Genomic DNA, 24,752 nt, shown 5'->3' on the forward strand with positions numbered 1-24,752 from the left:
CCCCCTTTTTCTATGAAACCTCCTGTATTAATTCGTGAAAGAGAGTCGTAAATAAAATGGCAACCACAAGCAGCAAAACACCCCCCCGCAAGCCCGCTCCGGTCAAGAAAACCCCTGCAAAACCGGCGGTTCAAACGGCGAAACCCGCCAAACCGGTCGAGGTTCCGGTGCTTCGTAAAAAAGAGCTGATCGAACGGGTCGTCGTGCGCTCGGGTGTAAAAAAGAAAGACGCCAAACCGGCGATCGAGGCTATGCTGGCCGTTCTGGGCGAAGCACTGGCCGCGGGTGAGGATCTGAACCTGCAGCCACTGGGCAAGGTGATGGTGAAAAAAACCAAAGAACTGCCCAACGCCAAGATGATGGTCTGCCGGATTCGCCAGCGCAACGCAGAAGGCGACAGTAAAGTGGTCAAGGTGCCGACCTGATTTCGGGGCAACCCTTGTAGAAATATGAAAAAACCAACGCACCCTGAAAAGAGGTGCGTTTTTTCTGTGAAAGGGGCTTGCATACCCCGTGCAAGTCGCGTTAAACGCCCCCACAAGGGTGATTAGCTCAGTTGGTAGAGCGCTTCGTTTACACCGAAGATGTCAGGAGTTCGAGTCTCTTATCACCCACCATTCCTTCCTGTCGTTATCGGGCCAAAGCGCGCCGCAGGTTTGTTTGAAACCTGTGTTTACAATGCGCGCCGTTATAATTTCCGCGCCCCGCAAACTATTTTCAAAAAACGGGTCGGAACCGCTTGACGCCTCCGGCTACTCGCCCTAGAACGCCCAAACAAGTTGCCGTTTGGTGACATGTAAAGTGCGCGGTTGTAGCTCAGTTGGTTAGAGTACCGGCCTGTCACGCCGGGGGTCGCGGGTTCGAGTCCCGTCAACCGCGCCACTTTTCCCCCAGCGAAAAAGAAAGTGTTGATATGTCATTTCTTGACAATATTTCGTTGCCCACCCTGATTATGGCGGCGCTTCTGCTGGGCTTGGCCCCGTTCGTGCCCGAACCGCACATTTGGGAAAAGATCAAGATGCTGAAAGCGGGCACATTGAAGCGCCCGCTGGATTGGTTCGATTTGCTGCTGCATACCGCGCCGTTTGTGGTACTGGTGGCCAAGCTGGGGCAGATGGCGCTGGTGTGAGGACATTAAGTAGTCTGTGAACACTACTTTCTCCCCCCGTTAACAATTTGACGGCAGTTTTGAAGATAGATACGGTGTTATCGTATAGGTTGATCTATCTTGGTGGGCAGCGTGAAACACAGCGAAGTTATACAAACCATTACTGATGAGATCCAAGACGTGCCGGAAATTCGCGCGCTATTCCTTAGCGGAAGCTACGGGAATGGTATGGCCGATGAATATAGCGACATTGATTTTGGGGAACCTCTGTAAATTCCCGTTTTCGCCTTCTTCGCGGCGGGGTGGACGGTTTTTCGCCTGTCCCGCCTGATTGCTTCGGATCATAAACCCATTTTCACCGGTTTCAAGCCGGTTTTGGGTATTTCAGGCACACCTCACCCCATGAACCCTTATCCCGGCGCCGCCAGGCCGCATTCGAACTGGACGAAGCGCTTCATGTTGTAGACCAGGTTCATCATCCCGATGCGAAATCGCGCCCGCTTCAGGCCGATGGAGCGGATCAGCTTGCCGCCCATGGAGCGCTCCTGAAAAGCGAATACATGCTCGACCCGGACCCGCACTTTCGAGCGCCTCCGGTTGGCCTTTTGCTGGCGCTCGCCAAGCGGCTTGCCGCGCCTGCCCTTGTGATGGATATGGCTGTGAAGCCCCCGCTCTTCCAGCTCGCTTTCGATCTTTTGCGAGCGATAGGCGCTGTCGGCCCACAGGTCCGATGAGGTGTTGCTCGCATCAATCAGACCGGCAAGCGCCTGGCTGTCATGCACGGCGGCATCGGTGACATCATAAGCGCGGATGAATTTGTGCCGCCGGTCGACATTGATGTGGTTCTTGTAGCCGTAATAGCTCTTGCCGTGCTTCTTCGTCCAGCGCGCATCCACGTCCTTCTGGCGCTTCTTGTGGGGTTTTTCCTCCCACTCTTCAGGCGTTTCGCCCGCCTTGATTTTCTCGTTCTCGTCCCTTTTGTTGTGCTGGCGCGGCGCCGGAACGATGCTCGCATCAACAATCTGCCCGCCCATCGCCAGATAGCCCTTTTCGCGCAGAAAGGCATCGAACTTGTCAAACAGCTCCTTCATCTTCCCGGCCCCGGCCAGCCTTTCACGGTAGGCCCAGATGGTCTTGGCGTCAGGTACGCTGTCTTCAATGCCAAGGCCGAGAAACCGCATGAACGACAGGCGGTCGCGGATCTGATACTCGATCTGATCGTCAGAGAGGTTGTAGAGCTGCTGCAAAACCATCGTCTTGAATATCAGCACCTCATCCCAAGGCGGGCGGCCAGCGTTGGATTTGCGCTGTTCGGGCGGCGTGCGCCATATGGCCTTCAGCTCGTCCCGGTAATCCTCGAACGGCACCATGTCGTTGAGCAACACCAGCGGATCACCAGATTTGTCCAGTCCCGCGTATCGGCTGGAAAGATCAAAAAATCCCATCTGACCCATGACAAAACCCCGTCGGTCGAATCATTTTCATCCTGATGACGATTCTACCCCGTCAGGCCGGATTTTGGGGGATTTTTAGAGGTTCCCTTTGTTTTAGTTGCCAAAGACGGCGCATCTGACGCAGTTGCGGAAATTTGGCGCAGAGCTGTTGGGAAAACCGGCGAAATCATCCTTTGGTGGGACCGGATAAATGTTCCGGTCTTGATCAATGCCATCACTGAAGACTGGACACGCACAGATGTCATAATGCTGAGAGCGGATCAGACGGGATCACTGACGCAAAGTGCCTTGAAACCTCTTGTTGATCATGATGATATTTTTTCCTGCTTATCGAAAACGACAGCGACCCTTGGGCCAAACTTAAAGAAATTCAGATATCAGGTAGAAGAGTTTATCAGGATACTTGGCCTCTTGGACCTGGCTGCGGGGCGTGAAGAATATATCAATGGTGTGCTGGGCGTTTTTCATCTTCGCAATCTGCTGGTCGATTTATTGATAGAAGAAACCGGCGCCCCCAACCGTGGCGGTATTTTGCATCTTAATCGATTGATAACGGATGAGCAAAAAGACCTTCTGACATCGCTACCTCCTGCAATTCCCAATCGCGATTCGATGATTTCGGCCCACCTTGCGTATGCCAAAGCATACCTGCCGCGTGCGAGAGCAAGAGCATTGCGTTTGGGTATGAAGTGGCCTGAACGCTTTGAGGTCGCGACTTGGGCGAAGCTAAGTAAAACCCTGTCGATACAACGACCATACGATTTGGGCTGACCTTTTCATCAATCCCGGCAATGCACGTTTGGCATTTCAGACGTTACCGGCCGAGCGCCTCATTGCTCACGGTCTTCCTGCGCCTTTTCCGTACATGCCGGTGATTGGCGAGAACTATTATTGGGTTTGCCCTACTCCGCCAACGCCGCCAATATCCGCGCCCAGCTGCGCGTGCCTTTATGGAAACTCTCCATGTCGTATTTTTCGTTCGGGGAATGGATCGCGTCGTCGTCCTTGCCAAAGCCGATCAGCATGGCGTCCATGCCCAGCACCTCTTTGAAATGTCCGGCAATCGGGATTGAGCCACCACAGCCCACATAGGCGGCAGGGCGGGGCCATTCATCCGATAGCGCCTAACGGGATTTTTCGAACGCCGGATTGTCGGTTGACATCTGCGAGGCCGGTGCGCCGCGGCTGGGGGTGAATTCGACGGTGAAATCGGAGGGCAGGTTGTCCTTTACATGTTTCACAAAAGCGTCGTGGATTTTGTCGGGATCCTGCTGGCCGACAAGGCGGAAACTGATTTTGGCGCTGGCCTCGGCCGGAAGAACGGTTTTGAACCCGTCGCCGATATAGCCACCCCAGATCCCGTTCACCTCGCAGGTGGGGCGCGACCAGATCATTTCCAGCGGTGTGCGGTCCTGTTCGCCTGCCGGCACAGACAGCCCACATCGCCCAGATAGCGGGCATGGTCAAAGGCCAGATTTTGCCACTGGCTGCGCATTTCGTCGCTTAGTTCCGGCACATCGTCATAGAACCCCTCCAGCGTGATATGGCCGGTTTCGTCGTGCAGTTTGGCGATAATGTCGGACAAAACATGGATCGGATTACCCGCCAGCCCGCCATACATGCCCGAATGCAAATCGCGCGAGGCGCCCTTGATGGTGAAATCCTCGGTTACCATGCCGCGCAGTTGCGTTGTGATGGCAGGGACGGCGGATTCAAACAGGCCGGTGTCGCAGATCAGGGCGATGTCGGCGGTCAGTTCCTCGGCGTTTTGCTGCATGAACGGCACCAACGAGGGCGAGCCGGATTCCTCTTCGCCTTCAAAGAAAATCGAAACCTTGATCGGCAGGCTGCCGGTGACGGCTTTCCATGCGCGGCAGGCCTCGACAAAGGTCATCAACTGGCCTTTGTCATCGGACGATCCACGGCCCCGGATCACCACGCCTTTGTCGGTGTCTTCAAGGGCGGGTTCAAACGGCGGGCTGTCCCACAGCTCCAGCGGGTCAACGGGCTGCACGTCGTAATGGCCATAAAATAGCACATGCGGGCCGCTGCCCTTATTATGGGCGACGACCATCGGATGCCCCGTGGTCGGGCGTTTGCTGGCGTCAAAGCCAAGGCCGTTCAATTCCTCGACCAGCCAGTCGGCTGCACGGTCGCAATCCGCCTTGTAGGCCGGATCGGTGGAAATTGAGGGAATGCGCAGCAGGTCCAGTAAACGGTCCGTGGCTTTGGGCAATTCGGCGTCGATATGGGCAAGAACGGCATCTAGGGTCATGGGAATGCTCCGGTGTTGTTTCGCGCCGACCCTAGCACCATGGCGCAAACTGTCCAGTGGCACTGGTCAGATGCGGACGGGCAGGGTAGAGTTTTGGAAAATCTGTTTTGGAGGGGCAAATGGTTAGAGTTTTTACCGCAGAGTAATGCCCGAAAGTTGGTGATGGGGTGATTGGGTGGCATATCATGGCGGTGTTGACGCGCCGCGATTCTCAGAGAGAAAAGGATATGCCACATGGAAGACGATACTATTTTGGAGTTTACCGATCCAGCCGGAATTTCACCTGATCCGCTGACGGATATCTTGCGCAAAGGCGCGCGGGATCTGTTGGCACAGGCGGTCGAGGCCGAGGTTTGTGATCTGATGGCGCAACACGCGCATTTGAGGGATTCGGCCGGTCGCCAGCGCCTTGTTCGCCACGGATACCTGCCGGAGCGCGAGGTGATGACGGGGATCGGCCCTGTCCCGGTGAATGTGCCTCGGGTGCGTGATCGTGGCACGGGGGCGGAGAAGATCAGGTTCACCTCGACGCTTCTGCCGCCGTATCTGCGCCGGGCAAAGTCGGTCGAGGAGTTGTTGCCCTGGCTCTATCTCAAAGGTATTTTCACGGGTGATTTCGGCGAAGCACTGGCGGCCCTTCTGGGGCCTGATGCGGGTGGTTTGACATCGAGCACGATTTCGCGCCTGAAGGCGGAGTGGTGGGCAGAATACGAGCGTTGGAACCGGCGTGACCTGTCGGCCAAACGCTATGTGTATTTCTGGGCCGACGGGGTTTATTTCAAGCCGCGCACGGATGCTGACAAGCAATGCATGCTGGTGATCATCGGCGCGGACGAGTGGGGTAACAAGGATGTTCTGGGCCTCGTGGACGGGTATCGAGAAAGCAGCCAGAGCTGGCGTGAACTGCTGCTGGACTTGCAACGTCGTGGCCTCAGAAAAGCCCCTGATCTGGCCGTTGGTGATGGCGCGCTCGGCTTCTGGAACGCCTTGCGGGAGGTGTTCGGTGAGACCCGGGAGCAGCGCTGCTGGGTGCATAAAACCGGCAACGTCCTGAATGCCATGCCGAAGTCGCTGCAAGCCAAAGCCAAGGGCCATCTACAGGACATCTGGATGGCCGAGAACAAACGGGACGCCGAGGCCGCGTTCAATTTCTTCATCGAAGCCTATGGCGTGAAATACGAGCGTGCCGTGGGGAAGCTGACCAAGGACCGGGACGTGCTGCTGACCTTCTACGACTTCCCTGCCGAGCACTGGAAACACATCCGCACATCCAACCCCATCGAAAGCATATTTGCCACCGTGCGGCACCGAACGAAGAAGACCAAAGGCTGCCTCGGGCGCAAGACCGCCTTGGCAATGACCTTCCGCCTGATGATGTCGGCAAAGAAGAAATGGCGTAAACTCGACGGCGCATTCCGATTGCCGGAAATCATCGAAGGGGTTGAATTTAAGGACGGGATCAAGCAGGAAAAACATGCCGCCTGATTACTGCGTCACCAACTTTTGGGCATAGCTCGCCGGTGACAAGGATGGTTTGATCAGACATGGGGAAACCCTTTCGGAATGATTTTTTGACAAGCTGACAAAATATGCGTAAAGTGTCAAGATGTATAATCCAGCACAGGCAACAGCGATTGCGCAACCCCGTGTCAAACACTAGAACGGCTCTATGTACGACAAGAAAATACATATTCTAAAGGCAGCAATGCGGGTGGTGATCGCTTATGGGTTCAAGCGTATCTCGATGGCCGATATTGCACAAGAGGCAGGAATATCACGCCCCGGGATTTACCAGATTTTCCGCAACAAGGACGATGTGTTCTTTTCCTGTATGGATATGCTGGTGGACGAGGCATTTGCCACGGCCTATGCGGCGATTGACGGGGTAGCCGGGCAAAAGGCACGGGCTTCGGCCTTTTTGCTGGCCTATATGGGGTATTTCCACGATTTGCTGGTGGCAGGGCCACACGGGCAGGAATTGCTGGATGTGAACAACCGGCTGGGGGCCGAGAAATCGCAAGCGGCGCAGGCCCGGTTTGTTGCAGAGCTGAACGGGGTGATGGGGCTGGATGCGTCTGCCGAAGAAGGGCAGGTTCTGGCATTGGCTGCGACGGGGATCAAATATAACACCACAGATCCGGCGCAGTTTCGGGCGCGTTTGCAAATGCTGACCGAGCGGTTTTTATAACTGCACCAGCCATTGTTTCGCCACCTGCCGCACCGCGCGGGTCAGCGGGGCCAGTGCCTGACGTGTGACGCGGTTGAACTGCCAGAACAGCGGCACGTCATAAGTGGGCACATCGCCCAGAGTGACCAGATTTCCGTCCTTGATATGATCCTGCACCAGCGGTTCGGGGTTTAAGCCCCAGCCGATACCGGCCAGTGCGGCGGTGACAAAACCACGGGTGCTGGGCAACAGGTGCAGGGGCGGGGTGATCCGTTTGCCAAATTGCGCCGTTAGCCAGTGGTGTTGCGATAAATCCTTGCGATTGAACATCAGCATCGGCGCTGTTTTGGCGCTGGCCGCAGTGAACCCGCCCGCAAAATGCCGCGTGGCAAATTCGGGGCTGGCGGTGGCCAGATAGCGCAAGGCCCCCAGCGGGATACTGTCACAGCCCTGCACCGGTTTGGCATGGGCCGTCACCGCCGCCATCACCTCGCCCCGTCGCAGCCAGTCGGCGCTGAAATCCTGATCGTCGGTGCTGATGTCAAACAGCACCCCGTCCACCTGCGCCATCGACTCGATAAACCATGTATCCAGACTGTCGGCATTCACCACCACCCGCACGGGTGCCGCGGGACCGGGGGCCAGCCCGTCCAGATCATCGCCAAGGGCGGTTTCCAGCAGCGCCACTTCTTCGGCATGGCGAAACAGCCGCTGACCGGCAGCGGTAGCCGTGGCCGGAGTGCCGCGAATGATCAATACTGTGCCCAACTGATCCTCAAGCGCCTTGATGCGTTGGGAAATCGCCGAAGGGGTGACATTCAGCGCGGCGGCCGCACCGTCAAAACTGCCGGTTTGCAGGATGGCGCGCAGGGCGGCCAACTGGGTATAGTCCATCATTAGAAAAGTTAATCCACAAATAGAATAGTTAACTGGCCTAATGATGCGCCCCACGCTATCCCCTGTCAACAACAGGAGCCTTTGATGCAGACATTCACCGCTGGATTTATCCTCAGCTTCAGCCTGATCCTTGCGATCGGGGCGCAGAATGCCTTTGTGCTGCGCCAGGGGCTGCGGCGCGAACATGTGTTTGCGATCTGCTTTGTCAGCGGGCTGTCGGATGCCATTCTGATTGCCATCGGCGTCAGCAGTTTCGGAGTGGTTTCAATTCTGATCCCTTGGCTGGCACCGGCGTTTCTGTATGCGGGCGCGGCATTCCTGATTTGGTATGGTTGGCAAAATTTCCGCGCGGTACTCAGGGGCGGGCAGGCATTGGCGGCCTCCGACATTCAGGCCAACAGCCTGAAGAAAACCATGCTCACGGCGTTGGCGATGGTCTGGCTTAACCCGCACGCTTGGCTGGATACGGTTGTGTTGGTTGGCTCCGTATCCACCAAATACGACGATGGCGTGATGTTCGCGGCAGGGGCGACGCTGGCGTCTTTCACCTTTTTCTTTGCGCTGGGGTATGGCGCGCGACTGCTGGCACCGCTGTTTGCCAAACCGGTGGCGTGGCGCGTTCTGGACGGGGTTGTGGCGCTGACGATGTGGATTATCGCAGCCTCGCTTCTGCTGGAATAACCTATTGCCAAAACGCGGGCTTTGCTGTCCTTTGCCAGCTATGAGCACACAATCGGACATAACTGCATCCCGTCCCGTCTGGGGGGTGATCTGGATGCTGGTCACGGGGCTGACCTTTGTGGCGGTGACGGCGATTGTGAAACATATCGGCGGGGGCGTGCCCGCGGCCGAAGCGGCGTTTTTGCGTTATATTCTGGGGCTGGTTTTCCTGCTGCCGATGATCCGCTCGCTACTTAATGCGCATCTGGATAAAAGCGATCTGATGTTTTTCGGCGCACGCGGGCTGGCGCATGGGCTGGGGGTGATCCTGTGGTTTTACGCGATGACCCGCATCACCATCGCCGAGGTCACGGCGATGAATTACCTCTCGCCGGTCTATGTCACCATCGGGGCAGCGCTGTTTCTTGGCGAAAGGCTGGCCCTGCGCCGGATCATGGCAATTGGCGCGGCGTTGATCGGGGCAATGATCATCCTGCGGCCCGGGTTTCGGGAACTCAACCTTGGCCACTATACCATGCTGGGCACGGCAATTCTGTTTGCCACATCTTACCTGCTGGCCAAACGCATGGCCGACCGCGTATCGCCCGCCGTGGTCGTGGCGATGTTATCAATCACTGTGCCGATCGTGCTGGCCCCCTTTGCCTTTGCGGTCTGGGTCACCCCGACTTTGGAACAACTGTTCTGGCTGTTTCTGGTGGCTGTATTTGCCACGGCAGGGCATTTCACCATGACGCTGGCCTTTCGCGCCGCCCCGATGACGGTGACGCAGCCGGTTACCTTTTTGCAACTGGTCTGGGCCACCACATTGGGCGCGGTGGTGTTTGGTGAACCGGTGGATGGCTGGGTGGTGCTGGGCGGGGTGATCATCCTTGCCTCGGTCAGCTTCATCACATGGCGTGAAGCGATGCTGAAACGCCGTGCTATCACGCCTGTGGACGGGGCGACCAAAGTCTGATTTCTTCATTATCGTTCCTGAAATATCCCCGCCGGAGGCATTGAATCTCTTTGGCACCACAGCTGTTGACTGACCCGCTGTTTTTTATTGATTGACGAGTCAATCAAAAACCTGCAAATCTGATAATGCGTTAATAACCGGAGTCCCCGCTGTGCCCAAACTTGGAATGGAACCGATCCGCCGTGACGCTTTGGTCAAGGCAACAATCAGCGAAATCGGCCGCGCCGGATCACTGGATGTAACCGTGGCCCAGATCGCCAAGCGGGCAGGGATGTCCAGCGGATTGGCGCATCATTATTTTGGTGGCAAGGACCAGATATTCATCGCCGCCATGCGCCATATTCTGGGTGTCTACGGCGCACAGGTGCGGGGTGCACTGGCGGTTGCAAAGGGGCCGCGCGCGCGGCTCGAAGCCATCATCCGCGCGAGTTTCGAGGCCGGAAATTTCCGCAGCAAAGTGATCAGTGCGTGGATGAATTTCTATGTGCAGGCGCAAACGTCAACAGGGGCGAAACGGCTGTTGCATGTCTATCAGGCACGGCTGCGTTCAAACCTGATGCACGACCTGCGCCCGCTGGTCGGGATGAGGGCACCAATGCTGGCCGACAACATCGCCGCGCTGATCGACGGGCTGTATATCCGCCACGCCCTGCGCGGGGCCGATCCGGATGGCAAGGCGGCCTCTGAGCGGGTACTGGAGTATCTGGATGCCATGCTTTCAGAAGGGAATAAGAAATGAAAACAGTAGCCTGGAGCATTGCGGTGCTTTGCATTGCCGGCACAGCCCAAGCAGAGGCTGTTGTGGAATGCAGTGTTGATCCGATGCCGGAATGCGTGCAGCAGAGTGGCGCTTTTGCCAATAAAGTGGCGGAACAAACCTGTCGCCAAGCCGTGAAAGATTACCAGCGCACAGTCACGGCATTCTGGGACTGCCAGCGGGCGCAGGCCAGCAAAGTTGACCGCAATGCCCGTGACGTAATCCGCCTATTCAATTGCCGAAAACGCGGCAAAGAAACCTGCGAGTGAGGATGCTATGAAAGCCCAGCCCCAAGCCAGCCATTTCATCAATGGCGCCTATGTCGAAGACAGCTCCGGCACTTTGGTCGACGTGATCTATCCCGCCACCGGCGAAGTGATCGCGCGGGTTCATGCCGCCACCCCTGCGGTGGTGGATCAGGCGCTGGCCTCGGCCAAGGCGGCACAGGGCGAATGGGCCGCCATGAGCGGCACCGAGCGCGGGCGTGTGTTGCGACGCGCCGCTGACATCATCCGCGCGCGCAACCGTGATCTAAGCATTCTGGAAACGCTGGATACCGGCAAACCCTTGCAGGAAACGCTGGTGGCCGATGCCACTTCGGGCGCGGATGCGCTGGAATATTTCGGCGGGCTGGCGGGTGCGCTGACCGGCGAGCACATCCCGCTGGGTGGTGGCGATTTTGTCTATACCGTGCGTGAGCCTTTGGGGGTTTGCGTTGGCATTGGCGCGTGGAACTACCCGACGCAAATCGCTTGCTGGAAGGCATCCCCCGCGTTGGCCTGTGGCAATGCGATGGTGTTCAAGCCGTCCGAAACCACGCCGCTGGGCGCATTGAAAGTGGCCGAGATTTTGCATGAAGCGGGCCTGCCCGCGGGCGTTTTCAACGTGGTTCAGGGTATGGGACAGGTGGGCGCATCCCTTGTGACCGATCCGCGCGTGGCCAAGGTCTCGCTGACCGGCTCGGTTCCGACAGGGCAAAAGGTCTATGCGGCGGCAGCCGCGGAAATGAAACATGTGACGATGGAACTGGGCGGTAAATCCCCGATGATCGTGTTTGATGACGCCAATATCGAGGATGCGGTGGGCGGCGCTATTCTGGGGAATTTCTATTCCTCAGGGCAGGTGTGCAGCAATGGCACGCGGGTGTTCGTGCAAAAGAGCGCCAAAGAGGCGTTTTTGGCGCGGCTGAAGGAACGGGTTGAAGCGGCAGTAATCGGTGATCCGCTGGACGAGGCGACGAATTTCGGTCCGATGGTGTCCGAGGGACAGTTGGGTATCGTGCAGCGCTACATCGACAAGGGCGTGGAAGAAGGCGCGCGTCTGGTCACTGGCGGGGCACGGCTGAACCGCGACGGGTTCTATATCCAGCCGACGGTGTTTGCCGATGTGACAGACGACATGACCATCGCCAAGGAAGAGATTTTTGGCCCCGTCATGTCGGTGCTGGATTTTGAAGATGAGGCCGAAGTGATCGCCCGGGCCAATGACACCCCATACGGGCTGGCCGGTGGCGTATTCACCGCCGATCTGACCCGCGGGCATCGGGTTGTGGGGGTGCTAGAGGCCGGTTCCTGCTGGATCAACACCTATAATCTGGCGCCGGTCGAGGCCCCCTTTGGCGGGGTGAAAATGTCGGGTGTCGGACGCGAGAATTCCAAGGCTGCGATCGAACATTACAGCCAGTTGAAATCGGTTTACGTGGCGATGGGTCCGGTGGACGCGCCGTTTTAGGAGGCAATTATGATCACGGTTTACGGGCGGGCGTCCTCATCCAATGTGCAGGCGGTGATGTGGGGCATCGGCGAGTTGGGGTTGGCATATGAGCGGCTGGATTATGGCCTGTATTTCGGAGGGAATGACACGCCGGACTATCTGGCGTTAAATCCGCATGGTTTGGTGCCGACGATCTGCGATGGTGATCTGGTGCTGTGGGAAAGCTGCGCGATCCTGCGCTATCTGGCGGCGAAATACGGCGATGGCGGCGCCTTCTGGCCCGCCAATCCGGTGGCGCGGGCACGGGTTGATATGTGGGCCGAATGGGGCAAGGTCAGTTTTTCGCGCGATTTTACGGTGCCGATATTCTGGGCGCGGGTGCGCACGGCGGCAGAGGATCGGGATGGGGCTGCGCTGACGGTGGCTCTGGACAGGTTCGATGGATATTTGGGCCATTTGGAAGCACAGTTGGGGGATAACCCTTATGTGATGGGCGCGGATTTAACGCTGGCCGATATTGTCATCGGGCATGTGCTGTTTCGCTATTTCGACATTGATATTCCGCGCAAGGACCGGCCGGTGATTGCCGCCTATTACGCCCGCTTGCAGGGGCGGGCGGCGTTTCGTGAACATGTGATGGTTTCCTACGAGGTTTTGCGCGCCAAAGGGGCAGACTGATGGAAGCGGATTATGTGATCGTCGGTGCGGGGTCGGCAGGCTGTGCAATGGCGTATCGCCTGTCCGAGGCGGGGGCCTCGGTTCTGGTGATCGAGCATGGTGGCACCGATGCGGGGCCGTTTATCCAGATGCCCGCTGCCCTGTCCTATCCAATGAATATGGGGATTTATGACTGGGGCTTCAAAACCCAGCCCGAGCCGCATTTGGGCAACCGGACGCTGGTTTGCCCGCGCGGCAAGGTGATTGGCGGCTCTTCCAGCATCAACGGCATGGTCTATGTGCGCGGTCATGCCAAGGATTTTGACCATTGGGCCGAACAGGGTGCGCAGGGCTGGTCCTATGCCGATGTGCTGCCCTATTTCAAACGGATGGAACATTGGCATTCCGGTGGCCATGGTGGTGATCCTGTATGGCGGGGCAAAGACGGGCCGCTGCATGTAACGCGCGGGCCGCGGCGCAATCCGCTGTTTCGCGCCTTTGTCGAGGCTGGCGCGCAAGCCGGATACCAGACCACCGATGACTATAACGGTCAGCAACAAGAGGGCTTTGGCCCGATGGAACAGACCGTCTGGCGCGGGCGGCGCTGGTCGGCGGCCAATGCTTACCTTAGACCCGCGCTGAAACACCCGAATTGCAACCTGACCCGCGGGCTGGCACGGCGTGTGGTGATCAGGGACGGGCGGGCCACCGGGGTCGAGGTCGAGCGCGGCGGCAAGATCGAAGTGATCCACGCGCGGCGCGAGGTGATCCTTGCGGCGTCCAGTATCAATTCGCCGAAATTGCTGATGTTGTCGGGCATTGGTCCGGCGGCGCATCTGGCGGAATACGGGATTGATCTGGTCGCGGATCGGACCGGTGTGGGGCAGAACCTGCAGGACCATCTGGAACTGTATATCCAGTATGCCAGCAAACTGCCGATCACGCTGTATCGCTATTGGAACCTGATTTCCAAGGCGCGGATCGGGGCGCAGTGGCTGTTCAGCAAAACCGGCATGGGGGCGAGCAACCAGTTTGAGTCAGCCGCCTTTATCCGCAGTCGGGCCGGTGTGGAATACCCCGATATCCAGTATCATTTCCTGCCCATCGCTGTGCGCTATGACGGTAAGGCGGCGGCCGAGGGGCACGGGTTTCAGGCCCATGTCGGACCGATGCGCAGCCCGTCGCGCGGGGCGGTGACTTTGGCGTCCTCGGACCCTAGGGAAGCGCCGAATATCCTGTTCAATTATATGTCCCATGATCAGGACTGGCAGGATTTTCGTGCCTGCATCCGCCTGACCCGCGAGATTTTCGCACAAGAAGCCTTTGCGCCCTATGTGAAGCACGAAATCCAACCCGGTGTGGATTTTCAAAGTGATGACGAGTTGGACAGCTTTATCCGCGAACACGCCGAAAGCGCGTTCCACCCCTGCGGCACGGCGCGGATGGGGGCAAAGGATGACCCAAAGGCGGTGGTTGATCCCGAATGTCGGGTGATCGGGGTGGATGGGCTGCGGCTGGCCGCCCAGCCGCTTGCCGTGCATCTCGGCGGACAGTGCCTTCAGCATCTGGCGGCTTTTCTTGGACAGCCCGCCATGGGTCAGTTCCTGAATGCGGTAGGCAATGCGGATTTCCAGGTAGGACCGGCTGTTGTTGGGCGCGCCAGAAGCAAAAAGCCGTTCCCATTCTTCCTTCAGCTCGTTCACGCTCATGGTTTTCAGGGCCGCGAGGCGGGAGAGAACGGTTTGGTCGGTGGCGGGGTGTTCGCCCGGTTTGGGCGGGGATGCAGGGGCGGACGTCATTTGCCACCCCCGATCCGGATCCTGGTGCGCCGCCCGCGGCGGCTCTTGCCGACCACCTCGACATAGCGGGGCGTATCAGGTTTGGGTTCGCCAGTTTCCGGCTCTGCCCCGCGCATCCGCCGGATGCCCGCCGCCAGGATGCGGCCCAGATCGGCCAGCCGCTCCTCCGCATTCATCCTGTCCACCGGAAAAGGGTCCGGCCCCACGATTTGTTCTTCCATAACGACCTCCAGAGAGTGAGTTGGTTTTGTCGTATGAAAGGGATGTGTGAGAGTATATCAAGTAATATCAATGAGTTGACGTAACCGTGCGTGGTGGGGCGAAAACATTAGAAAGCTGATCAAAAGTTGGAAATCCTTTCTTCGTAATTTCCATCCAAATTGATTCGCCCAGATGTCCGGTCAGTGACGCATCGCGGATTGAACCATATCGTCCGTATCGAGCCGCAACGCGGAATGCCATAGCGGTGTTTTGGCGAACACGGCGTCTTCGACCCATTCCCCCTTGTCGCGGTGTTCCGCCAGCAGGCCGGTCCATATCAGGGGGCGCAGGACCTGCGCGTAGAGGCTTGCCAGATCACGATTGTATTGCGCCTTTGCATGTGTGCCATAGAAAACGCGATCAATATCGCGGCCGGATATGCCATTTTCGGCCTCGACATTCAGCACATTCAGAAAAACATCCCAGTTGCCGAGTGGTCGTTCCGGCATGCGGGCAAAGCGCTGGTGGTCGAACTCGAATAGGTAGAACGGAGTAATGATGCCAAACAGCCGCCCGGGATGGTCTATGAGCGACTGGCCTGCCTTGGTCAGGCGGAAACTGCCTTTGTAATGCCGCCCGATCTTGAGCGCGATCAGTGTGTCGTGGATATCCATCAGCGGCCAGAAATCCATTTCGTTCAGCACCTTGTTGACGCTGAACAGCTCGGCCTCGGACAATCTGGGCCAGTCGAACTCTGCTGCTGCCCAATGCACGAACACCCGTTTGAAGGCCATTGATGGTGTCAAACCAATCGGGCCGTTCTCGGCGATATAGGCGAAGGTCTTGCCGATGGCGCGCACCATTGGAGAATGCGCCAGGGCCGGATCGTCATCATTTACGGCCACAAATTCTATCATTGCTTCCCCCGCATCAGATTGGCTCCGTTCCCTGGCTGAGGATGCTCAGATAATCGCTGTAGACAAACATGCGCCCCCGCTGCTTGCCGGTGATTTCGCGCAACAGGCCAAGGTCGCGCAGGTGCTGGATCGATTTTGCAACGGTCGGTGCCGACATGCCGGTTTCGCGCGCCGCATCGGGGATGGCGATGATCGGTTTTTGCTGAAGCAATTGATGCACCCGCAGGGCCGAGGCTGCCGGCCGCCCGAGGCTTTCGATTTTAGCGCGGTCTTCCTCGAACAGCGACAGGATTTGCCTGGCGGCATCGGCCGCCTGCAACGAGGTTTCCGTGATTCCCTCGAGAAAGAACTCGATCCAGGCCTCCCAGTCGCCATCCTCGCGCACCCGTTGCAAAAGGTCATAGTAATACCGGCGATGGGTTTTGAAATAGAGGCTGAGATAAAGGATCGGCTCCTTCAGAATGCCTTTGTCGCAGAGCAGAAGCGTGATCAACAACCGGCCCAGACGGCCGTTGCCGTCAAGAAACGGGTGGATGGTTTCGAACTGCACATGCACCAGCCCGGCCTTGACCAGCGTCGGTACGGCGGGCGTGTCGGCATGGATGAAGGCCTCTAGATCGGACATCAGGTCCAGCACCTCTTCCGGTGGCGGGGGTACATACAGCGCATTGCCCGGACGGGTGCCGCCGATCCAGTTTTGCGAATGGCGGAATTCGCCCGGCTGTTTGGTGGCACCGCGCCCCTTGGCCAGCAGAATCTCGTGGATTTCGCGCATGAGGCGAAGGGAAATCGGAAAGCCGCCCCTGATCCGCTCCAACCCATGGTTCATGGCCGCCACGTAGTTCGACACCTCGACCACGTCGTTGATCGGGACGCCGGGCGCCTCTTCGTTTTCGAACAACAGAAGGTCCGAGAGTGACGATTGCGTGCCCTCGATCTGTGAGGACAGCAGGGCTTCCTTGCGGATATACATGTAAAGAAACAACGGTGTATCCGGCAGAATCGAGGCAATCCCGTCGAGCCGCCCCAGCGCCCTGTTGGCCCGTTCCAGCGGGCCATAGAGCTTGTCCATCCGAACCATCGGTATGGGGGGCAACGCAGGCGGGATGAACGCCTTCGCCACCTCTCCGGCGGTTGAAATCGTGACGAGTTTTCCGAGACGAGATGAATTTTCCGATATCGTCATGGTTGTGCTTTGCGCCTTTCTTTGGCAATGTGCTTGCTAAAGGATAGCGAAGAATCGTTTCCTTGTCGAATTTCTAACGAAAGGTTCCGTATTTTCGGAGTGAACGGGCAGATTTTACTGCATTCACACTTTCTTAAGAGGGTTGAAATGGGCCATGTCAGGCTGGGCCAACCGCCCGCAACAAAAAAATGGCGAGAAATCGTGGCATACCTAGAGGCCGGGGATGTGTCTATTCCCGCGTTGGCCGACGCCGTCGCCGAAGCAACTGACAAATCCCTGATGAAGGCAGCAAAAGACCCGGCGTTTATCGAAGCCTTGTGGCTTCTGATTAAAATTCCACAGGCTGCGAAGTCCAAGAACTTTGCCCAAGCATTGAAAGATTTAGGGATAACCGTCCCCGATTCCCCGTCGATTACCGACTTGGCGGTTGGGTTCGATGCTGCGATCGAGACCGCGCAACGGCGAAATAGCCCGAATACCACCGATCTGAGTGAAATGGCTAAGCATGCTGGTATCGCGGCATTGGATAGTTTGGCTCGGGAAAGCACACCATCCCTTTGGAAGTCTGACCGGGAAGATGAAAGAACGACAGTGGCAACCTTTTCAGCACCCGAAAAATTCGCAGAATTATCACAACGGTTTTTCACCAATCTGGTTGAGCACAATATCCAGTATTTTCTTGACCGGGAAATCCCCCGTCATGTCAGGCCAGGTAACTTTGTGCAGTCGGTCGGTGACATGGCGTCCTTTGATGGTGCGGTAAAGCGCCATTGTGCCGAAACAACAATCATCATGCGGGCCTTTGCAAAAGATTGGCTGGGTAAGAACGCCCATAACCTGAAAAAAGACATCTCGCGCAAGGATGTTGCAGGGTTTGCCCATGTTGCATTCAAGAAAATCAGGAAAGAATTGTCTATCAGGAGTGCCGCAAATGAACACGTTTAACTTTATCTGCGGCGGTGCCACCCCCGATTCTGATGCCGGCGAAGCAGGAAAGGATATCCAGTTGGATGTTCAGGGGGACCTGAAAAACGTCAACTTGAAGATCGAAGACATCAGCAAGGCAATGGTGAGCAACATTCCTGATGTTTTGCTGGATTTGCTCGAGGTTGCCTCATACGTTTACTGTGCAGACCAGCAATCTCGCCGCGGAACAGAAGTGTTGGCGGGGTATGGGAAAAATTGGCGACGGGTCATGAATTTCACGATTCCGTTGCGTGACCCTGAACGCTGGCAGAACGAAGCGGTCATCAACGCTCTTTGTGAGACTTTGGGGTTTCTGTCTGAAGATTCCTACGCCTTTTCTTTCGTAAAGGCGGAAAAACCCCTGGCTGAGAAGGAGTTGTATTTCCCCGGGCTAAGCCACGGAACATTTGACCCGGATGAAATTGCGTTATTTTCAGGGGGTGTTGACTCGTTTTCGGGAGCTGTCAGAGACCTTGTGCAGGAAGGCAAGAAGCTGGTTCTCGTGGGTCACCATTCGGCACCCGGCGTATTCAAAGTCCAAAAAGAGCTTATTGAAGGCCTGAAACAAGGCGGTTTGGCGAACCAGATATTTTATGTCCCGATCAACGTGACCAATACCAAGGTAAATGCGAGCGAATATACCCAGCGGACCCGCTCCTTTCTCTTTGCGTGTCTGGCTTTGGTCGTTGCACAGATGTTCAAGAAAGATGAATTCACTTTCTATGAAAATGGCGTTGTGAGCTTGAATATCCCGATAGCAAAAGATGTGTTGGGTGCCAGGGCCACGCGGACGACGCACCCAAAGGTTATTAGTGGCTTCGAGGAATTGTTCTCGGAGATATTGGATAAGAATATAGAAATAAGAACACCTTTCCAGTGGTTTACCAAGAAGGAGGTGACGCAAATTATTCCTGCAAACGGGTTTGGGCACCTTCTTGGAAAAACCAACAGTTGTACCCGCCCGAGAACCTGGACGAAAAAGAAGCACCATTGCGGTGCCTGTTCGCAATGCATCGACAGAAGGATCGCAATTTTGGCGGCAGGCTTGGAAGATTTGGACCCCGGAGATAGCTACAAGCTGGACTTGCTATTGGGCGATCGTAGCCAGGATCGTGATGTTCGCATGGCGCTTGCCTATGTGAAATTTTTCCAGACTTTTTCGTCATCAACGAAGGACAGGTTTCTTTCGACAAATCCACAAATCACACCAGCACTCGGTGAATTTTCCGATCTTTCGGCGGATGAAGCAAAGGATCGGGTTTATGAATTGTATATGCGCCACTCCCTTGATGTTGTGGCCGTCATTGAAGATGGCTTGGTGCAACATAAGGGAAAACTTGCGCAAGGCGGAGAGGGGTTACCGGCAGGAGCCCTTTTGAGCATGTGCCTGAATCGTAGCCAAATCACTGTGGCACCGCCGTCGGATTATGATGCGCAGGCAAAGGGTTTCATGGACCGCCTTGCAGCACCAATTCTTGAATTTGCTGTCGATGAAAGGAGCAAGCATGTCTTGTTCCACAACGGCTTGGCGCTTGAGGGTGCCAATTTCAAACTGGTTGAAAATTTGCTGCCCAATTTCCGATCGGCCAAGCACGACGTGCGAACGATCGAGTGCATCACCGCTCGTGACTTGGCTGGCGAACTCGACATATCTGAACCAGCTTTGCGAACCTTGCTGAGACGATTGCGCAGCTCTCTTGATCCACTCGCCACGGATCTTGGCATTCCTCTGGATGAGGACAGTTTCATCGAAAACCTTCATGGCAAAGGGTATCGGCTCAGCCCGAATCTGCGCGAAGTTGCCCTTGCGGATATCAAGAAAAAGGGGCCGCCACCCACAGAGCCTTGATGGCGATGTCACAAACAAACTGGCATCATGTCACAATTGAACCGCTCGGGTCCTGATTTTTCAGGGCCTTTTTCGTGCGGCATGTCACAAAGAAAATCGAGCCTGATTATATAATTTGGCGGCCAAAACACTGAAATTAATGGGTAATTCCAGACGCCAAAACGTGTCGGGGAGAAACGCAACCATTAACTTCGTGGAGAGGCCCATGCCTGTCAGACATTTCAACCAGATCGAGCTTGCGGCTCGATGGAACATTTCACCGCGTACATTGGAGCGGTGGCGTTGGGCCGGTGAAGGCCCACAATTCATCAAGCTTGGTGGACGGGTCATTTACCGGCTCGAGGATGTGGAGGCTTTCGAGGCCGAGCAGATCCGACAGGCGACACCGAACGTCCCTCGGGCGATGGCGTGAGGGGGGTGGACATGAACATTCCCAATCACATCACGCTCGAGGCGCTCAAACACATGCCCGTGGGCGAAATCGCGGGTTTGCCGGCGGCGGAGTTGGCGCGCCTACAGCAGGAAACCACCAAGGCGCTGCGCTCGGCCAAGATGGCCTGCGAATGGCTCGACGGCGCACTGGCGCTCAAATACGCCGATCAGGCCGATGATCTGCGCCGGTCTGCACAAAAAGATACCGGAACGGTTCGGTTTGCAGATGGCGAGGTCACGGTCAAAGCCGATCTGCCCAAGCGCGTTGTCTGGGATCAGGCGCAGCTGGCCCGCATGATTGAGCGCATCCGCGCGGCGGGTGATGACCCCTCCGAGATTATCGATATCAGCTACAAGGTTGCCGAGCGTAAGTTTGCCGCCTGGCCCACATCGATGCAGGAGGCGTTTCGCGATGCCCGCACGGTTCATCCCGGCAAGCTGAGGATTACCCTTTTGGATGAGGGGGACGCGCAATGAGCCTTCCCATCATCAGCGCCGACGAGCGCCTGGCCGAAGCCCGCGGTATCAAAGGCTGCATCTTCGGGAAATCCGGTATCGGCAAAACCAGCCTGCTCTGGACGCTCGATCCCGCCACCACCCTGTTCATGGACCTCGAGGCGGGCGATCTTGCCATCGAAGGCTGGCAGGGGGACACGATCCGGCCGCGCACCTGGGCCGAGTGTCGGGATTTCGCGGTGTTCATCGGCGGACCCAATCCGGCGCTGCGCGATGATCAGCCCCCGCGGGGCACGCTGCCCTATGGCCCGGCGCATTATGCGGCCGTGTGCGAGCAGTTCGGCGATCCCGCCGCGCTCGTGAAATACCAGACCATCTTCATTGACTCGATCACCGTGGCCGGGAGGCTGTGTTTCGGCTGGTGCAAGGGCCAGCCCGAGGCGTTCTCGGAAAAGACCGGCAAGCCGGATGTGCGCGGGGCCTATGGGCTGCACGGCCGCGAGATGATCGGCTGGTTGACGCATCTCCAGCATACGCGAGCGAAAAATGTCTGGTTCGTCGGCATCCTCGACGAGAAGCTGGACGACTTCAATCGCAAGGTATTTTCGGCCCAAATCGACGGCTCCAAAACCGGCCTCGAGCTGCCGGGCATCGTCGACGAGGTCATTACCATGGCCGAATTGCCGGGCGAAAGCGGCGTGCCCTACCGCGCCTTCATCTGCCAGACCATCAACCCTTGGGGCTTTCCCGCCAAAGATCGCTCGGGTCGCCTCGCGCAAGTCGAGGAGCCGCATCTGGGCCGTCTGATGGAGAAGATCAGAACCCCAGGCGTGCCCGCAAGTGATCGGCTGACCTACACCCAATCCCCTGAACCGGCCGCTGTGGCCGATCAAAACCCATCCCCCAACTGAACGAAAAGGACCTGATCCATGACTGGACTCTGGAATGATTTCAATGACGCAAAAAGCAACATCAACCTGATCCCCAAGGGCACGCTGGCCAAGGTACGCCTGACCATCCGCCCCGGCGGGTTCGATGATCCGAGCCAGGGTTGGACCGGCGCCTATGCCACGCGCGGCTCCACCGGTGCCGTTTATCTGAACGGTGAATTCACCGTGCTGGAAGGCCAATATGCACGCCGCAAGATCTTCACGCTGATCGGGCTCTACAGCCCCAAGGGGCCGGATTGGGGCAATATGGGGCGCAGTTTTGTGCGGGGCATCCTCAATTCCGCGCGCGGGATTTCCGACAAGGACATGTCGCCCGAGGCTCAGGCGGCACGCCGTATCGGCGGCTTTGCCGATCTCGACGGGATTGAATTCGTCGCCCGTATTGATGTCGGCACAGATGCCAATGGTGACGACAAGAACGAGATCCGGTCTGCGGTGACGCCCGATCATAAGGATTACGCGGCAATCATGGGCGCGGTCGCTCCAGCGCAGCCCCCGCTTTCGCAGGGTCAGCAATCCCACAACCTGCAGGGCGCGCAGCCCCCGCAGGGTTCGCAATCCTCTCAGGCACCGTCGGCCACCGGCCGTCCGTCCTGGGCGCAATAGGAGGATCCGGCCATGCTGCTCCGCCCCCGCCAGAAACTCTTTGTCGAGCGCAGCCTTCGCGCGCTCGAAGAACACGGCAACGCGCTCGGTGTGGCGCCGACCGGCTGTCACGCGCCGGGAACGCTGATCCTCATGCATAACGGCTCCCTGAAACCTGTGGAGGATATCGCCGTCGGGGATGTCCTCATGGGCCCCGGCAGTACGCCGCGCCATGTGCTGGAATTGCACCGGGGCCATGACCGGATGATCGAAATCCGCCCCATCAAAGGCGAGGCGTTTACGGTCAACCTCGGCCACATCCTGACTCTGGTGCGCACCAATGACGGCATGCCCGCCCGTTGCCGCAACCGGGACGGCGAACTGGTGGATATCAGCGTGGCCAACTGGCTTGCCTCCTCGAACAACTTCCGCCACCTGCACAAACTGCTGCGCATGCCAGCTGATTTTGTGGAGCGGAAGGCTCCGGAACTGGCCCCGTATTTCCTCGGCCTGATCCTGGGCGATGGCAGCATCATCCGCAATGTATCCGTCACCACGCCGGATGTGGAAATCGTCGATGATCTCTATCGGTATGCGGCCCATCTGGGCCTCAGGCTAAGATGCGAGCAACTGCCCCATAACGAGGCCAACACCTATTTTTTCGTTGATGACCGCGATCACCACAACGCGTTGATTGGCCAGCTTCGGGGGCTTGGCCTGTTCGGAAAATCCTCGGGCCAGAAGTTCATGCCCGAGGAATACCGCCTCGGCTCTCGCGAGGTTCGTTTCGCCATTCTGGCCGGATTGCTCGATACGGACGGACATTTGATGAACGGGCGCTGTTTCGAGTTTGTCAGCAAGTCGCGCCGCCTGGCGGAGGATGTGGTGTTTGTTGCTCGCAGCCTCGGGTTTCTGGCCACCTTGCGGGAAAAGGAAGTGAAGGGGCGGATTTACTTCCGGGTCCACATTTCCGGCGATCTCGATGAAATCCCCACGCGGGTACTGCGCAAACAGGCCCCGCCGCGCAAGCAGAAGAAAAATGTATTGCGTTGCGGCTTCACGGCTCATCCGGCCGATGAGGGCGAATATTTCGGCTTTAGCGTCGATGGTGACCACCGTTATCTGATGGGGGATTTCACCCTCACGCATAATTCCGGCAAGACGATAATGCTGTCGGCGGTGGCCGGAGACATGGTTGGTGACAGCGATGCCAAGGCGTGCGTGCTGGCGCATCGGGACGAGCTGACCGAGCAGAACCGTGGCAAGTTCGCCCGCGTCAATCCCGGGCTGTCCACCTCGGTGGTCGATGCCAAAGAAAAATCATGGCGGGGTCAGGTGACCTTTGCCATGGTGCCGACGCTCACCCGCGCCGCCAATCTGGACGCTCTGCCCGCACTCGACCTGCTGGTGATCGATGAGGCCCACCATGCGGCGGCCGACAGCTACCGGCGCATCATCGATCGTGCCTTGGATCGCAATCCGGATTGCAAGGTTTTCGGGGTCACGGCCACGCCGAACCGGGGCGACAAAAAGGGGCTGCGGCCAGTCTTTACCAATGTCTCGGACCAGATTCGTATCGGCGAGTTGATCGCTGCGGGCCATCTGGTGCCGCCGCGCACCTTTGTTGTCGATGTGGGCGTGCAGAGCGATCTGGGCCGCGTGCGCAAAACGGTGGCGGATTTCGACATGGGCGAGGTCGACGCCATCATGAACCGCGCGCCGGTGACCGATGCGGTTATCGAGCATTGGCGGGAAAAGGCGGGAGACCGGCAAACCGTGGTCTTCTGCTCCACCGTCGACCACGCCCGCAATGTAACTGATGCGTTCAACGCCGCCGAGGTGCCGACGGGCCTGATTTACGGCGACATGGGCGAGACCGAGCGCAAATCGGTGCTGGCGGATTACAGCGCGGGCAAATTACGGGTGGTAGTCAATGTAGCCGTCCTCACCGAGGGCTGGGACCATCCGCCCACCTCCTGCGTCGTGCTGCTGCGGCCAAGTTCCTACAAGTCCACCATGATGCAGATGGTCGGGCGGGGTTTGCGCACGGTTGATCCCAGTGAGCATCCGGGCGTCATCAAGACCGATTGCATCGTGCTGGATTTCGGCACGTCCACGCTGCTGCATGGCTCGCTCGAGCAGGACGTTGATCTCGATGGTCGCGAAGGTAGCGGTGAAGCCCCGACCAAAGAGTGCCCCGATTGCGAGGCGACCGTGCCGCTGGCGGTGATGGAATGCCCGCTTTGCGGCCATCTCTGGGAACGTGACGACGCTGACGGCCCGTGCGAGCTTTCCGAGTTCGTCATGTCCGAGATCGACCTGTTGAAGCGCTCCAGTTTCCGCTGGTGTGACCTGTTCGGCGATGATGCGGCCCTGATCGCCAACGGGTTTGTCGCCTGGGGCGGGGTGTTTTTTCTGAATGGCCGCTGGTACGGAATCGGCGGGCGGCAAAAGGAACGGCCCCGATTGCTGGCCGCGGGCGAGCGCACGGTTTGCCTCGCCGCCGCCGATGACTGGCTGAACACGCACGAATCTGATGAGAGCGCCCACAAGACGCGGCGCTGGCTGAACCAGCCGCCGACACAAAAGCAGCTGCAATATCTGCCAGCAGAATACCGGCAGGATTTCGGGCTGACCCGCTATCAGGCCTCGGCGCTCTTGTCGTTCCGCTTCAACCGCAAGGCCATCCGTTCGCTGGTGTTCGGGGCGGATAATGCTGCCGATGCAATCGGGAGGGCGGCATGACC

Annotated in this window: 24 protein-coding genes, 2 tRNA genes and 3 pseudogenes; 22 read left to right on the forward strand and 7 right to left on the reverse strand. The window is 57.8% G+C overall.

All coding sequences use genetic code 11. The features are described 5' to 3' along the window. Nucleotides 1-56 precede the first annotated feature (56 nt). From ACQY4M_RS04100 to ACQY4M_RS04120, 5 genes are all read left to right on the forward strand, one after another. Nucleotides 57-425, forward strand: a complete 369-nt coding sequence (locus ACQY4M_RS04100) for an HU family DNA-binding protein (RefSeq protein ID WP_428541182.1) — start codon at nt 57-59, stop codon at nt 423-425. A 116-nt stretch (nt 426-541) separates the two neighbouring features. Next, nucleotides 542-617 (forward strand) — tRNA-Val (locus ACQY4M_RS04105). Nucleotides 618-805: 188 nt separating this feature from the next. Beyond that, nucleotides 806-882: transfer RNA gene (locus tag ACQY4M_RS04110), tRNA-Asp, on the forward strand. 31 nt (nt 883-913) lie between these two features. Further along, entirely contained in the window at nt 914-1,129 is a 216-nt protein-coding gene (locus tag ACQY4M_RS04115) for an RND transporter (protein ID WP_428541185.1), read from the forward strand. Between the two features lie 159 nt (nt 1,130-1,288). Continuing rightward, on the forward strand, nt 1,289-1,381 hold the full coding sequence (locus tag ACQY4M_RS04120; protein ID WP_428542068.1) for a nucleotidyltransferase domain-containing protein: 93 nt from the start codon (nt 1,289-1,291) through the stop codon (nt 1,379-1,381). 137 nt (nt 1,382-1,518) lie between these two features. Here the strand turns inward: ACQY4M_RS04120 and ACQY4M_RS04125 are convergent, their stop codons facing one another. Continuing rightward, entirely contained in the window at nt 1,519-2,562 is a 1,044-nt protein-coding gene (locus ACQY4M_RS04125; RefSeq protein WP_428539227.1) for an IS5 family transposase, read from the reverse strand. A 201-nt stretch (nt 2,563-2,763) separates the two neighbouring features. Here ACQY4M_RS04125 and ACQY4M_RS04130 point away from each other — a divergent pair, with 201 nt between their 5' ends. Beyond that, nucleotides 2,764-3,333 (forward strand): nucleotidyltransferase domain-containing protein, encoded by a 570-nt coding sequence (locus ACQY4M_RS04130; RefSeq protein WP_428541188.1) that lies wholly within the window; start codon nt 2,764-2,766, stop codon nt 3,331-3,333. A gap of 131 nt (nt 3,334-3,464) precedes the next feature. Here ACQY4M_RS04130 and ACQY4M_RS04135 read toward each other — a convergent pair. Further along, nucleotides 3,465-4,837, reverse strand: a pseudogene (locus ACQY4M_RS04135) (M20/M25/M40 family metallo-hydrolase). A 234-nt stretch (nt 4,838-5,071) separates the two neighbouring features. Here ACQY4M_RS04135 and ACQY4M_RS04140 point away from each other — a divergent pair. Both ACQY4M_RS04140 and ACQY4M_RS04145 read left to right on the forward strand, forming a co-directional pair. After that, nucleotides 5,072-6,322 (forward strand): IS256 family transposase, encoded by a 1,251-nt coding sequence (locus ACQY4M_RS04140; RefSeq protein WP_428541191.1) that lies wholly within the window; start codon nt 5,072-5,074, stop codon nt 6,320-6,322. A 184-nt stretch (nt 6,323-6,506) separates the two neighbouring features. Continuing rightward, nucleotides 6,507-7,025, forward strand: a complete 519-nt coding sequence (locus ACQY4M_RS04145; protein ID WP_428541194.1) for a TetR/AcrR family transcriptional regulator — start codon at nt 6,507-6,509, stop codon at nt 7,023-7,025. Here the strand turns inward: ACQY4M_RS04145 and ACQY4M_RS04150 are convergent. Then, nucleotides 7,020-7,901, reverse strand: a complete 882-nt coding sequence (locus ACQY4M_RS04150) for a LysR family transcriptional regulator ArgP (protein ID WP_428541197.1) — start codon at nt 7,899-7,901, stop codon at nt 7,020-7,022. The two genes, ACQY4M_RS04145 and ACQY4M_RS04150, sit on opposite strands and share 6 nt — an antisense overlap. Nucleotides 7,902-7,985: 84 nt before the next feature. Between ACQY4M_RS04150 and ACQY4M_RS04155 the strand changes: the two genes are divergently transcribed. The 7 genes and pseudogenes from ACQY4M_RS04155 to betA form a co-directional block, all read left to right on the forward strand. Next, nucleotides 7,986-8,582, forward strand: coding sequence for a LysE/ArgO family amino acid transporter (locus ACQY4M_RS04155; RefSeq protein WP_428541200.1), 597 nt, complete (start codon nt 7,986-7,988; stop codon nt 8,580-8,582). Nucleotides 8,583-8,622: 40 nt separating this feature from the next. Continuing rightward, entirely contained in the window at nt 8,623-9,537 is a 915-nt protein-coding gene (locus tag ACQY4M_RS04160; RefSeq protein WP_428541203.1) for a DMT family transporter, read from the forward strand. Nucleotides 9,538-9,703: 166 nt separating this feature from the next. Beyond that, nucleotides 9,704-10,276 carry a choline-binding transcriptional repressor BetI gene (gene betI, locus ACQY4M_RS04165; RefSeq protein WP_428542071.1) on the forward strand — a complete coding sequence of 191 codons (573 nt, stop codon included), beginning with the start codon at nt 9,704-9,706 and terminating at the stop codon, nt 10,274-10,276. After that, the gene (locus ACQY4M_RS04170; protein ID WP_428541206.1) at nt 10,273-10,563 is read left to right on the forward strand and encodes a hypothetical protein; all 291 of its coding nucleotides are present in this window, start codon (nt 10,273-10,275) and stop codon (nt 10,561-10,563) included. The genes betI and ACQY4M_RS04170 overlap by 4 nt, the downstream gene beginning before the upstream one ends. A gap of 7 nt (nt 10,564-10,570) precedes the next feature. Continuing rightward, nucleotides 10,571-12,025, forward strand: a complete 1,455-nt coding sequence (gene betB / locus ACQY4M_RS04175) for a betaine-aldehyde dehydrogenase (RefSeq protein WP_428541209.1) — start codon at nt 10,571-10,573, stop codon at nt 12,023-12,025. Nucleotides 12,026-12,034: 9 nt separating this feature from the next. Further along, nucleotides 12,035-12,685, forward strand: coding sequence for a glutathione S-transferase family protein (locus tag ACQY4M_RS04180; protein WP_428541212.1), 651 nt, complete (start codon nt 12,035-12,037; stop codon nt 12,683-12,685). Next, nucleotides 12,685-14,185: pseudogene (gene betA, locus ACQY4M_RS04185) on the forward strand (choline dehydrogenase); the annotation flags it as partial. The gene ACQY4M_RS04180 and the pseudogene betA, both read left to right, overlap by 1 nt. A gap of 68 nt (nt 14,186-14,253) precedes the next feature. Here the strand turns inward: betA and ACQY4M_RS04190 are convergent. The 4 genes and pseudogenes from ACQY4M_RS04190 to ACQY4M_RS04205 form a co-directional block, all read right to left on the reverse strand. Continuing rightward, a pseudogene (locus ACQY4M_RS04190) lies at nt 14,254-14,463 on the reverse strand (DUF2924 domain-containing protein); the annotation flags it as partial. Continuing rightward, entirely contained in the window at nt 14,460-14,684 is a 225-nt protein-coding gene (locus ACQY4M_RS04195) for a hypothetical protein (protein ID WP_428541215.1), read from the reverse strand. The gene ACQY4M_RS04195 and the pseudogene ACQY4M_RS04190, both read right to left, overlap by 4 nt. A gap of 180 nt (nt 14,685-14,864) precedes the next feature. After that, a complete protein-coding gene (locus ACQY4M_RS04200; RefSeq protein ID WP_428541218.1) occupies nt 14,865-15,581 on the reverse strand; it encodes a hypothetical protein in 717 nt (238 codons plus the stop codon). Nucleotides 15,582-15,594: 13 nt separating this feature from the next. Beyond that, nucleotides 15,595-16,767 (reverse strand): Fic family protein, encoded by a 1,173-nt coding sequence (locus ACQY4M_RS04205; RefSeq protein WP_428541221.1) that lies wholly within the window; start codon nt 16,765-16,767, stop codon nt 15,595-15,597. Between the two features lie 201 nt (nt 16,768-16,968). Here ACQY4M_RS04205 and ACQY4M_RS04210 point away from each other — a divergent pair, with 201 nt between their 5' ends. The 7 genes from ACQY4M_RS04210 to ACQY4M_RS04240 all read left to right on the forward strand — a co-directional run bounded on the left by ACQY4M_RS04210 (nt 16,969) and on the right by ACQY4M_RS04240 (nt 24,750). After that, nucleotides 16,969-17,712 carry a hypothetical protein gene (locus ACQY4M_RS04210; RefSeq protein WP_428541224.1) on the forward strand — a complete coding sequence of 248 codons (744 nt, stop codon included), beginning with the start codon at nt 16,969-16,971 and terminating at the stop codon, nt 17,710-17,712. Beyond that, nucleotides 17,699-19,582, forward strand: coding sequence for a 7-cyano-7-deazaguanine synthase (locus ACQY4M_RS04215; RefSeq protein WP_428541227.1), 1,884 nt, complete (start codon nt 17,699-17,701; stop codon nt 19,580-19,582). The genes ACQY4M_RS04210 and ACQY4M_RS04215 overlap by 14 nt, the downstream gene beginning before the upstream one ends. A 205-nt stretch (nt 19,583-19,787) precedes the next feature. Then, nucleotides 19,788-19,994 (forward strand): helix-turn-helix transcriptional regulator, encoded by a 207-nt coding sequence (locus ACQY4M_RS04220; RefSeq protein WP_428542074.1) that lies wholly within the window; start codon nt 19,788-19,790, stop codon nt 19,992-19,994. Between the two features lie 11 nt (nt 19,995-20,005). Next, nucleotides 20,006-20,491 carry a hypothetical protein gene (locus ACQY4M_RS04225; protein WP_428541230.1) on the forward strand — a complete coding sequence of 162 codons (486 nt, stop codon included), beginning with the start codon at nt 20,006-20,008 and terminating at the stop codon, nt 20,489-20,491. Continuing rightward, a complete protein-coding gene (locus ACQY4M_RS04230; protein WP_428541233.1) occupies nt 20,488-21,381 on the forward strand; it encodes an ATP-binding protein in 894 nt (297 codons plus the stop codon). The genes ACQY4M_RS04225 and ACQY4M_RS04230 overlap by 4 nt, the downstream gene beginning before the upstream one ends. A gap of 18 nt (nt 21,382-21,399) precedes the next feature. Then, complete coding sequence (locus tag ACQY4M_RS04235) at nt 21,400-22,026, forward strand: hypothetical protein (protein WP_428541236.1); 627 nt, start codon at nt 21,400-21,402, stop codon at nt 22,024-22,026. Between the two features lie 12 nt (nt 22,027-22,038). Next, nucleotides 22,039-24,750 carry a DEAD/DEAH box helicase family protein gene (locus tag ACQY4M_RS04240; RefSeq protein ID WP_428541239.1) on the forward strand — a complete coding sequence of 904 codons (2,712 nt, stop codon included), beginning with the start codon at nt 22,039-22,041 and terminating at the stop codon, nt 24,748-24,750. Nucleotides 24,751-24,752 lie beyond the last annotated feature (2 nt).

The organism is Profundibacter sp. (assembly GCF_965277155.1).
Classification (GTDB): Bacteria; Pseudomonadota; Alphaproteobacteria; order Rhodobacterales; family Rhodobacteraceae; genus Profundibacter.